We start from the raw sequence: 10,752 nt of genomic DNA on the forward strand, positions 1-10,752 counted from the left end.
AACCAAACCTGCGAATGAAATCATCATGTTATGGCCAATTGTAAACAGCGCCTAATCTGTACTGTCTTCGGCGGCGCGCCTTGTACAGAACTTTGTGAGTATTGCTGTACCCACCGGCGCTGCGCGAAAAGAAGAAGCGCGATGAATTGACCTGACGCATAAAAATAGCCCCGGTTGCCGGGGCTATTTTATGTCGCCGCCTCTGGCGGCATTCAGTCAAAACGAATCGGGTAGTTGTCCGGCATTTGGTAGTCGTGTTTGGTCGCGTCGTAGGGGAAGGTATATTTTTCCTGCCGGTATTCTTTGATCGGTGCGAGGCGGTAGGCGCCGTTGTTTTCGCGTCCAGTAATTTTGCGGCCGTCGTAGCCGTTGAGGGTGATTTCCAGCGGCCAGCTGTTACCAACCGGGTTGAGGTCGCGGCGGATGTTGAGGGTGGCTTGCAGGTCTTTGGTATTGGCAAGGTGTTCTTTGGCACCCGCTTCGCCTTCCCAAAAGTTGTCGCAGAATTTTTCTACGGCGGGATCGCAAAATTCGTCGTAGTTGCTGGTGGCGGGTATGGTGCTGCTGGCGATGCGCTCACCGTCGTCGTGCAGGATGTTGAAGGCTTCTTCCAGCCCGCCGCCCTGGACGAATCCGCTTTTGCCAACCACGCCCCAATAGCCGGGGCCAAATTCTTGCCATTGCCAGCCCTCCGGCGCGTCACCCCATTCGCCCGCTTCGGTTTGGCCGTGCGCGACCTCCCGCCACCCGCCGTTTTTTTCAGTGAAGGCAAAGAGGATGGCGAGTCCGGCAGAGGCGTGTCCTTCGTTCAGATTTTTGCCGGTGATGAGCAGGTAGCGGCGCTTGCCCTGTGCGCTGTCAGCGGTTTTTTCGCTGTGCAGGGTCATGCAGTATTCGTCGTCATCCACGCGGTAGTAATGGCATTCGCGCTGTTTGCCGTCGCTGGCGCGGGCGAGGCGTGCGCTGGCGTCCGCGTTCACGGGGTAGTGTTGGTTCAGGGTTTGGGCAATGAGCGGGTCTGTGGCTGCCTGCGCGGTGGCGACGAGGGTGAGGGCGACGGGCAGGGCGAGGGTTTTCATGGGATTTTCGAAGGGCGGTTATTTGTAGTAGCCCGCCATCACCGCGTTGCTTTCGATGCGGGTGGCGAGCGGCAGCGGGATGCGCATTCGCGTGTTGCGCACATCAAGGATGCAGAGGCGGTTCAGGTCGTTGATGTATTTGGGCAGGTAGGGGATTTGGGTGTTGGAGAGGTCGAGGTTGATCAGTTTGGTGAGGCGCGCGACGGAGGGCGGCAGCGCGCCGATGTTGTTGTGGCTGATGTTGAGCATTTCCAGTTCGGTGAGCTGGCCGATGTCGTCCGGCAGTTCGGTCAGTTCGTTGTAGCCGAGGTTGAGGTCGTTCAGCCGGGTGAACTGGCAGATAAATTCCGGCAGTTGTATCAGGCGGTTGTGCGAGAGGTCAAGTACCGCCAGACGCTGCATTTGCGCGGTCGGCGGCGGCAAGAGGCTTAGCTGGTTGTGCGCCAGCGAGAGGCGGTGTAACTGGCTCAGGCTGCCGAAGTTGGCAGGCAGGCTGGTAAGGCGGTTGTTGTGCGCGTCGAGGATGCTGAGGTTTTGCAGTTTCGCCAGTGATTCGGGCAAGGTGGTCAACATATTGCCGCCGATGTCGAGCCGGTGCAGTTGGTGCAGTTCGCCGATGTATTCGGGCAGGGTGCCGAGGTGGTTGCCGTAGAGTTCGAGTTCGCCCAGTTCGCGGTAGTTGGCGATGAAGTCCGGCAGTTTTTTCAGTTCGTTGGAGGAGAGGTTGAGCCGCGTCAGTTTGGTGAGGTTGGCGCAGACTTCCGGCAGGTCTTCAAGTTTGTTGCGCGCGAGGTTGAGTTTGGTGAGGTGGGTGAAGTTGCCGATGAAAAGCGGCACGCGCAGCAGGCGGTTGTCACTGAGGTCCAGTTCGGTGATGTGGCTGAATTTGGCGATGACTTCCGGCAGGGTGGCCATTTTGTTGTAGCCGAGTTCGAGTTTGGTGAGGCCTGTCAGGTTGCCGAAGCTCTCCGGCAGGGTTTCGAGCTGGTTCCATTTGAGGTCGAGGCGTTTCAGCAGGGTGAGGTTGCCGATGGAGTCGGGCAGTTTTTGCAGTTCGTTGCCGCGCAGGTCAAGTTCGGTCAAAAGCGCCAGTTCGCCAAGGGTTTCCGGCAGGGTTTGCAGGCGGCGGAAGGAGAGGTCAAGGCGGTTGAGTCCCATCAGTTCGGCGGCGTCGCGCGGGATGCGGTCTTCGCCGATGTTGTTTTCGTCGGCCCAGTTGATGATTTCGCTGAAGCGTCCTTCGTTTTCGTCTTCTGCTTCTTCGTTGTTCTTGAAGACGCGGCGCAGTCCGTTGGTGATGCTTTTGAGCATGGGTGTTCCTTTTGGCATGGAGTAAGGTTACGTTTTGTGGCGGTATTGTAACAATCTTTGCTCCGGTTTGTATTTCTCCGCAGGCTGCGGCGGTGCGGCGCGCCTCGTTTTCAGCGGTTTACCATTTTTTTGTGGGCACGGCTTGCATCCCGCGCGCAAATCCCTATAATGCGCGCCTCATCAATTGCGGGGTGGAGCAGTCTGGTAGCTCGTCGGGCTCATAACCCGAAGGTCGTTGGTTCAAATCCAGCCCCCGCTTCCAAGGATTTTTTAGAAGGCCCTTTTTCAAGGGCTTTTTTGTTGTATGCGTTTTTTCAAGGGGACGTTATGTCGCGCGAGGAGAATGTTACGGAATTGCTGAAACCTGTTGTGGAATCAATGGGTTTTGAGTGGGTTGGGGTGGAGTATCACCACAATTCGGTCAATGCGATTCTCCGTATTTATGTGGACCGCCCGGAAGGCGGGATTGATATGGACGGCGTGGTCGCCGTTACCGAAGCTGTGAACCCCATTCTTGATGTGGAAGACCCGATTAACGCGCCCTACACGCTGGAGGTGTCGTCGCCGGGGCTGGATCGGCCATTGTTTTCGTTCGCCGATTTTGTCCGCTTTGCCGGCGAGACGGCGAAGGTGCAGTTGCACGCGCCCGTGGGCAACCGCCGCCGCTTTGAAGGGGTGATTGAATCCACCGACGAGGCGGCGCAGCGCATCACCTTTGCGGTGCAACAGGGGCGCGCGGTCGAGGCAGTCGAAGTGGATTTCGCCAATGTGGACAAGGCGCGTCTGGTGCCGGTTTTTTGAGGAGGATTTATGTCAAAAGAATTGTTGAACATTATTGATGCGGTCGCGAACGAGAAGGAAGTCGAGCGCGGCGTGATTATCGAGGCGCTGGAAGCGGCGCTGGCGGCGGCGACGCGCAAGCGTTATCCCGACGAGGAAATCGGGGCGAAGGTCGTCATTAACCCGCGCACCGGCGAATACAAGAGTTTCCGCCTGTGGACGATTGTCGATGACGAGGCGATTCTGGAAAACCCGGATGCGGAGATGCGCGAGAGTGTCGCCGCCATCGAGTTTCCCGACGCCCACCTGCAGGTCGGCGACGTGCATGAAGTGCCGATTGAGAATGAACCCTTTGGCCGCATCAGCGCGCAGCAGGCAAAGCAAATCATCATCCAGAAACTGCGCGAGGCGGAGCGGCGCAAGGTCTATGACCAGTTCATCGCCGACGAAGGCACGCTGGTACACGGCATCGTCCGCCGTCACGAACGCGGCAACGTCATCGTCGATATCAATGGCGCCGAGGCGACCATCCTCCGCGACGGCATGATTCCGCGCGAAACGCTGCGCATCGGCGACCGCATCCGTGGTTACCTCGCCAAAGTCAATCTGGAAATGCGCGGGCCACAACTGGAAGTAAGCCGCGTCGCCCCGGAAATGCTGAAACAGCTCTTCACCCTGGAAGTACCGGAAATCGGCTCCGGCATCATCGAAATCATGGGCGTTGCCCGCGACCCCGGCCTGCGCGCCAAAATCGCGGTGCGCACCTTCGACCCGCGCATTGACCCGGTCGGCGCCTGCGTCGGCATCCGTGGCTCGCGCGTGCAGGGGGTGATGAACGAACTGGCGGGCGAGCGCATTGACATCGTTCTCTGGGACGAAGACCCGGAAACCTACGTACGCAAGGCGATGGCACCGGCGCAAATCACCAACGCCGCCGCCGATGAGGCGCGCAAAGTGATGGACATCTCCGTCCCGGAAAACAAACTGCCGCAGGCCGTGGGCCGCGGCGGACAAAACGTGCGCCTGGCCAGCGAACTCACCGGCTGGACCATCAACGTCCTGAACGAAAAAGAGTTCGCGGCACGGCAAGAAGCGGCGCAGGACGCACAGGAGCGTGCATTGGCAGAAGCGCTGGACATCGACGACGACATCGCCGACCTGCTGATAGAAGCCGGATACAGCGCGCCGGAAACCGTCGCCTATGCCGAACGCGACGAGTTGCTCGCCATCGAGGCCTTTGACGAAGAAACCGTCGATGCGCTGATGGCGCGCGCGGCAGATTACCTGCTGCAACAGGCCTTTGTCGCCGAAGTGGCGCCGGAAGAAGAAATGCAGTTGCCGCTGGAAAACGTCGAAGGGCTGGATGCAGACGCCATTACCGCCCTGCAGGCGAACGGCCTGCACACCCAGGAAGACCTGGCAGAATTGGCGGTGGACGAACTGGTGAACTACACCGGCATGGACAAAGAACAGGCATCGGCGCTGATACTGAAAGCGCGCGAGCCGTGGTTTCGTGGATGATAGCGAGGGAACAATAAAATGGCAGTAGCAGAACAAACCGTAGCGGCGCTCGCCAAACAACTGAAAATACCCGTGAACCGCCTGCTTTCCCTGCTGAAAGAAGCGGGCGTCACGGTCGCGGGCGAAGAAGACACGCTGACACCGGCGCAAAAAGTGGCGCTGACCAAACACATGGCAGCGAAAAAAAGCGGCGAAAAAAAACTCAGCCTGAAAAACCCCGCCGGAGCGGCGAAAAAGCCCGCCACCGCCGAGAAAAAAAGCGGCGAGACGGCGGCGAAAAAACCGCGTGCCGCCGCCAAAAAAAGCGGCGAAAAAAAACTGAGCCCGCGCGAAATCGCCCAACAAATGGCCGAACAACAGCGCCTCGCCCAGGGCGAAGCCATGCGCGACAGCGAAGCGCGGGCGCGCGAAGAAGCAGAGCACGCCGAACGCCAGCGTGTCGCCGAAGAAGAAGCGCGCCGCCTGCGCAAAGAACAGGAAGAAAAAGCCGCGCTTGACGCCGAACAGGCGCGACAAAAAGCCGAAGCCGCACTAGCGACGCAGCTTGCCGAACAAGAAAAACAGCGAAAACTCCGCGAAGCCGAAGACGCCAAGCGCAACGCCGCCGAAGAAGTCCGCAAACAGGAAGAGCGGGAAAAACGCGCCGCCAAAGAAAACGAAGAACTCGAACGGCAGCGGCAAGAAGCCCTGCTTGATGTCGCCAAACGCGAAAACTACGAAGAAGAAGCCGAAACCCGCTTCCACATCCAGAGCCGCGAACGCGGTGCGGGCGGTGGCGGGCGCGGTGAACGCGGCGGTGGCAAGCGCGGTGGCGGGCGCGACAGCGACGACCGTCGCAGCGGCGCGGGCAGCCGTGGCGGCAAGGGCGGCAACAAACGCGAACGCAAGGGCGGCAAATTTGAAAAACCCGTCGCCCCGGTCTCGCGCGAAGTACGCATCCCGGAAACCATCACCGTTGGCGAACTGGCGCAAAAAATGAGCGTCAAAGCGGGCGAACTCATCAAAGTCATGATGAAACTCGGCTCAATGGTCACCATCAACCAGGTGCTGGACCAGGAAACCGCCGCGCTCGTCGCCGAAGAAATGGGGCACCAGTACATCCTCATCAAAGAAAACGACCTCGAAGCACAAGTCATGGCCGAGGCCGACGAAGACGCGGGCAACATCATCCAGCGCGCGCCGGTCGTCACCATCATGGGCCACGTTGACCACGGCAAAACCTCGCTCCTGGACTACATCCGCAAAACCAAAGTGGTCGCGGGCGAGGCGGGCGGCATCACCCAGCACATCGGCGCCTACCGCGTACAAACGCCAAAAGGCACCATCACCTTCCTTGACACCCCCGGCCACGCCGCCTTTACCGCCATGCGCGCGCGCGGCGCGGACGCCACCGACATCGTCATCCTCGTGGTCGCCGCCGACGACGGCGTCATGCCGCAAACCATCGAGGCCATCCAGCACGCCAACGCTGCCAAAGTACCGCTCATCGTCGCGGTCAACAAAATGGACAAACCGGACGCCGACCCGGAACGTGTCAAATCCGAATTATCGCAGCACGGCGTCATCGCTGAAGAATGGGGCGGGGAAAACCTCTTCGCCTACGTCTCGGCGAAAAGCGGCGAAGGTATCGACGACCTGCTTGACAAAGTTCTCATCCAGGCTGAAGTGCTGGAGCTGACCGCACCATCTACCGGCATGGGACGCGGCGTCGTCATCGAATCCCGCCTGGACCGTGGCCGTGGCAGCGTTGCCACCGTGCTGGTGCAATCCGGCGTCGTCAAAAAAGGCGACATCATGCTCGCCGGCATGGAATACGGCCGCATCCGCGCCATGCTTGACGAAAACGGCAACGAACTCAAAGAAGCGGGCGCCTCCACCCCGGTCGAAATCCTCGGCCTCTCCGGCACGCCGAACGCGGGCGACGAAGTCGTCATCGTCGAAAACGAACGCAAAGCGCGCGAAATCGCCAACTTCCGCCAAGGCAAATTCAAAGAAATCAAAATCGCGCGCCAGCAGAAGGCCAAACTGGAAAACCTGTTCAGCAGCGCCGCAGAAGGCGAAGTCCACACCGTCAACCTGATGATCAAGGCGGACGTCCAAGGCTCGGTCGAAGCGCTCTCCGACTCGCTGCTGAAACTGGCGACTGACGAAGTCAAAGTGAACATCATCGCCTCCGGCATCGGCGGCATCACCGAATCCGACGTCCAGCTCGCCATCGCCTCCGAAGCCATCATCATCGCCTTCAACGTCCGCGCCGACGCCAACGCGAAAAAACTGGCGGAAAACGAAGGCGTTGACCTGCGCTACTACAGCATCATCTACGAAGCCATCGACCAGGTGAAAGCAGCAATGCAGGGGATGCTCTCGCCCGAAGTGCGCGAAGACATCATCGGCCTCGCCGAAGTACGCGAAGTGTTCCGTTCCTCCAAATTCGGCACCGTCGCCGGCTGCATCGTCGAAGACGGCGTCCTCAAGCGCAACAACCCCATCCGCGTGCTGCGCAACAACGTCGTCATCTACGAAGGCGCGCTCGAATCCCTGCGCCGCTTCAAGGACGACGTCAGCGAAGTCCGCGCCGGCACCGAATGCGGTTTGGGCGTCAAAAACTACAACGACGTGCGCATCGGTGACCAAATCGAATGCTACGAGCGCGTCTCCATCGAGAGGACGCTCTGATGCCGAAAGGACAAGACCGCACCCGCCGCATCGGCGAACAAATGCGGCGCGACCTCGCCGCTGCCATCCCGCAATACCTTGATCACCCGCACGCCTCGCTGATTTCCATCACGGCGGTGCGGGTGACACGCGACCTGTCATTTGCCAAAGTCTATGTGACCCACGTCATCAGCGACCCGGCGGAGCGCGCCGCGCTCATCCGCGCGCTGAACGCCCACGCCGGACAACTGCGGCACGCGCTCGCACAAAAACTCAGCATCCGCAAAATGCCGGAACTCAGCTTCCACTACGACGACTCGGTGGAATACGGCGCGCGCATGGATCACCTGCTGCATGACCTGGTGAAAGACCTGCCGCCGGAAGATGAAACAGAAGAAGATGGGCAGGCATAACCGCCCTGCCCTGCCATAAAAGACGCGCTCCCTGATCGGAGCGCGTTTTTTTTGCGTAGAGGACAAAAACGGACGACCGTGCTGGCCGCCCGTATCCGTCTGGCAAGCGTCAGAACAGCTCTGGCGCGGAGACGATGTTGAGTTTGTCGTCCAGGTCAAAGATGAGCGGCGTGCCGGTCGGCAGGTTCAGCTCCAGGATTTTTTCGTCGCTGATGTTGAGCAGGTATTTGATCAGCGCGCGCAGGCTGTTGCCGTGGGCAGAGATGAGGACGTTTTTGCCCTGGCGCAGTTCGGGCGCGATGTTGCTGTCCCAGTAGGGCAGAACACGGGCGATGGTGTCTTTCAGGCTTTCGCCGACCGGCATTTCGTCCGCCGGGACTTCGCGGTAACGGCGCTCGTTCGCCGGGTAATATTCACTGGTTTTTTCAACGGCAGGCGGCGGCACATCAAAGCTGCGACGCCAGATGTGGACTTGTTCGTCGCCGTATTTGGCGGCAGTTTCGGCCTTGTTCAGCCCTTGCAGACCGCCGTAGTGGCGTTCGTTCAGGCGCCAGCTTTTGTATTCGGGAATCCATAGCTGGTCGCAGTATTCAAGCAGGAGGTGCAGGGTCTTGATGGCGCGCTTCTGATAGGAGGTGAAGGCGACGCCAAAGAGGATGCCTTTTTCTTTCAGCAATTTGCCACCGGCGACGGCTTCTTCCACGCCTTGCGCGGTGAGATCGACATCAACCCAGCCGGTGAAGCGGTTGGAAAGGTTCCATTCGCTTTGGCCGTGGCGAGAAAGGACGAGTTTCATGGTGTGCTCCTTTAGCAGGTGAGGGAAAGGTAACGAATCGTTAGTATTGTAGCGTTATTGCGGCGGCGGTTCTATCGCGGCGATTGCGCAACGGTCGTGGCAGGGCCAATGTTTTTCCCGTGATGCGCAGCTATCCCGCTGAAATTCAGCCTGAAAACTCCTATAATGCGCGCCCCTGTGCCGTTTGGCACATCCTCCCAACTACCCCAAGGAACCCCATGCAAAACCATCACCTCGGCTTCCCCATCGAAACCGTCGCCGTCTTCATCATCCTCTCCGTCGGTGCGATTCTCATCGACCTCTACGCCCACCGCAGCGACAAACCGATGAGCCTGAAAAGCGCCTCACTCTGGACCGTCTTCTGGATTCTCGTCTCGCTCGCCTTCGCCGGCTTCCTCGGCTGGCACCACGGCAGCGAAGCAGCGAGCCTGTTCATCACCGGTTACGCCCTGGAAAAAGTACTTTCCGTCGATAACCTCTTCGTCATGATGGCGATTTTCGCCTGGTTCAAGGTGCCGGAAGGCTACCGCCACCGCGTGCTTTACTGGGGCATCATCGGCGCCATCATCTTCCGCATGATTTTTGTCGTCATCGGTACCGGCCTGCTCGCCCTCGGCCCCTTCGTCGAAATCATCTTCGCGCTGGTCATCGCCTGGACGGCAGTGATGATGCTGAAAGGCGGCGACGACGGCGACGAAATCGAAGACTACTCCGACCACCTCGCCTACCGCCTCGTCCATCGCTTCTTCCCCGTCTGGCCGCGCCTCTACGGACACAATTTCTTCCTCAACAGCCGTGAGCTGGCCGACGCGCAGGCAAAAAACCCGCAGGAACACCTCGAACTGGCCGGGGAAGACACCAAACACCCCGAACAAAGCCACCCGCACGCGATGAAAGCGGGCGCCTGGGTTGCCACCCCGCTCCTGCTCTGCCTCGCCGTCATCGAAATCTCCGACGTGATGTTCGCCTTCGACAGCGTCCCGGCGGTAATTGCCGTCTCGCGCGAACCGCTGATTGTTTACAGCGCGATGATGTTCGCCATCCTCGGCCTGCGGACGATGTACTTCGTGCTGGAAGCGCTGAAAGGCTACCTCGTCCACCTCGAAAAAGCGGTCATCGTCCTCCTCTTCTTCATCGCCGCCAAGCTGGCGCTGTCCGCGACCAACCATTACCTGCACCACGGCCTCGACATCTCGCCGCTCGCCTCGCTCATCGTCGTTATCGTCGTCCTGCTCGCTGGCGTGGTCGCATCCCTGCTCTACCCGGAAAAAGAAACCAAGGAGTAAATCATGGCAGTCACCCTAAGCAAAGGACAAAACGTCTCGCTGAGCAAAACCGACCCGGCGCTGAAACACATCCTCATCGGCCTCGGCTGGGATGCGCGCAGCAGCGACGGCCAGCCGTTTGACCTTGACGCCAGCCTGTTCATGACCGGCGACAACAAAAAAGTGCCGTCTGATGCCTACTTCATCTTCTACAACCAGCTCAAATCGCCCGAAGGCGCGGTAGAACACACCGGCGACAACCTCACCGGCGACGGCGATGGCGACGACGAAAGCATCCTCGTCCAGCTCGACAAAATACCTGCGAACATCAGCTCGCTCTTTATCACCGTCACCATCCACGACGCCGAAGCGCGCCACCAGAACTTCGGCCAGGTCAGCAACGCCTTCGTCCGCCTGGTGAACCACGAAAGCGGGCAGGAAGTGCTGCGCTTTGACCTCTCCGAAGATTACAGCACGGAAACGGCGATGGTTTTCGGCGAAGTCTATCGCCGCGACGGCGAATGGAAATTCCGCGCCATCGGCCAAGGCTACGCCGGTGGTCTGCTCAGCCTCTGCCACCAGTACGGGGTGAACGTCGGCTGATTGATGACCGCGTGATTGCCATACAGCTCCCCCTCCCCTGCAAAGCGGGATGGAGTATAAACAACCGTGTAGCGACCGCATCTAAAACGAATGGCAAACAGCCCTTAGAGGCTGTTTGCCATTCGGCGGATAAGCCCCTCTCCCTCTGGGAGAGGGGTTGGGGTGAGGGCAGCAAACAATTGAAAAATTGGAATTTCGGCTCATCAATAATATCGCTTACCCCTCTCCAACCCTCCCCTGCAGGACGAAGCCCGCAGCGGGGGAGGGTCAGGGAGGGGTGTGAAAAACCGCGTAGCGACCGCATCCAAAATGAATTGCAAACAGCGCCT

General features: G+C 59.4%; 9 protein-coding genes and 1 tRNA gene. 7 read left to right on the forward strand and 3 right to left on the reverse strand.

What is annotated here, in order from left to right; translation table 11 throughout:
- Positions 1-212: 212 nt before the first annotated feature.
- Entirely contained in the window at positions 213-1,079 is an 867-nt protein-coding gene (locus Q0349_RS00260) for a hypothetical protein (RefSeq protein ID WP_298078715.1), read from the reverse strand.
- Positions 1,080-1,097: 18 nt separating this feature from the next.
- On the reverse strand, positions 1,098-2,390 hold the full coding sequence (locus Q0349_RS00265; protein WP_298078716.1) for a leucine-rich repeat domain-containing protein: 1,293 nt from the start codon (positions 2,388-2,390) through the stop codon (positions 1,098-1,100).
- Between the two features lie 185 nt (positions 2,391-2,575).
- Here Q0349_RS00265 and Q0349_RS00270 point away from each other — a divergent pair.
- From Q0349_RS00270 to rbfA, 5 genes are all read left to right on the forward strand, one after another.
- Positions 2,576-2,652: transfer RNA gene (locus tag Q0349_RS00270), tRNA-Met, on the forward strand.
- Between the two features lie 92 nt (positions 2,653-2,744).
- On the forward strand, positions 2,745-3,191 hold the full coding sequence (rimP, locus tag Q0349_RS00275; RefSeq protein WP_298078717.1) for a ribosome maturation factor RimP: 447 nt from the start codon (positions 2,745-2,747) through the stop codon (positions 3,189-3,191).
- A 9-nt stretch (positions 3,192-3,200) separates the two neighbouring features.
- Positions 3,201-4,691: a transcription termination factor NusA gene (gene nusA / locus Q0349_RS00280; RefSeq protein WP_298078718.1), complete on the forward strand. Its 1,491-nt coding sequence runs from the start codon at positions 3,201-3,203 to the stop codon at positions 4,689-4,691.
- Positions 4,692-4,709: 18 nt separating this feature from the next.
- Entirely contained in the window at positions 4,710-7,367 is a 2,658-nt protein-coding gene (gene infB / locus Q0349_RS00285) for a translation initiation factor IF-2 (RefSeq protein WP_298078719.1), read from the forward strand.
- Entirely contained in the window at positions 7,367-7,759 is a 393-nt protein-coding gene (gene rbfA, locus Q0349_RS00290; RefSeq protein ID WP_298078720.1) for a 30S ribosome-binding factor RbfA, read from the forward strand. The genes infB and rbfA overlap by 1 nt, the downstream gene beginning before the upstream one ends.
- 109 nt (positions 7,760-7,868) lie before the next feature.
- On the opposite strand, the gene gpmA is transcribed toward rbfA, so the two are convergent.
- The gene (gene gpmA, locus Q0349_RS00295) at positions 7,869-8,555 is read right to left on the reverse strand and encodes a 2,3-diphosphoglycerate-dependent phosphoglycerate mutase (protein WP_298078721.1); all 687 of its coding nucleotides are present in this window, start codon (positions 8,553-8,555) and stop codon (positions 7,869-7,871) included.
- Positions 8,556-8,773: 218 nt separating this feature from the next.
- On the opposite strand from gpmA, the gene Q0349_RS00300 reads away from it, so the two are divergent.
- Positions 8,774-9,841: a TerC/Alx family metal homeostasis membrane protein gene (locus Q0349_RS00300; RefSeq protein ID WP_298078722.1), complete on the forward strand. Its 1,068-nt coding sequence runs from the start codon at positions 8,774-8,776 to the stop codon at positions 9,839-9,841.
- Between the two features lie 3 nt (positions 9,842-9,844).
- On the forward strand, positions 9,845-10,423 hold the full coding sequence (locus Q0349_RS00305; RefSeq protein WP_298078723.1) for a TerD family protein: 579 nt from the start codon (positions 9,845-9,847) through the stop codon (positions 10,421-10,423).
- Positions 10,424-10,752: the final 329 nt, after the last annotated feature.

Source organism: uncultured Cardiobacterium sp. (genome assembly GCF_938028185.1).
GTDB lineage: Bacteria > Pseudomonadota > Gammaproteobacteria > Cardiobacteriales > Cardiobacteriaceae > Cardiobacterium.

Excerpts from the sequence above, each read along its gene's own strand:
- Q0349_RS00260 (WP_298078715.1), bottom strand. The coding sequence starts at position 1,079 with ATGAAAACCCTCGCCCTGCCCGTCGCCCTCACCCTCGTCGCCACCGCG.
- Q0349_RS00265 (WP_298078716.1), bottom strand. The coding sequence starts at position 2,390 with ATGCTCAAAAGCATCACCAACGGACTGCGCCGCGTCTTCAAGAACAAC.
- nusA (WP_298078718.1), top strand. The coding sequence starts at position 3,201 with ATGTCAAAAGAATTGTTGAACATTATTGATGCGGTCGCGAACGAGAAG.
- infB (WP_298078719.1), top strand. The coding sequence starts at position 4,710 with ATGGCAGTAGCAGAACAAACCGTAGCGGCGCTCGCCAAACAACTGAAA.
- rbfA (WP_298078720.1), top strand. The coding sequence starts at position 7,367 with ATGCCGAAAGGACAAGACCGCACCCGCCGCATCGGCGAACAAATGCGG.
- gpmA (WP_298078721.1), bottom strand. The coding sequence starts at position 8,555 with ATGAAACTCGTCCTTTCTCGCCACGGCCAAAGCGAATGGAACCTTTCC.
- Q0349_RS00300 (WP_298078722.1), top strand. The coding sequence starts at position 8,774 with ATGCAAAACCATCACCTCGGCTTCCCCATCGAAACCGTCGCCGTCTTC.
- Q0349_RS00305 (WP_298078723.1), top strand. The coding sequence starts at position 9,845 with ATGGCAGTCACCCTAAGCAAAGGACAAAACGTCTCGCTGAGCAAAACC.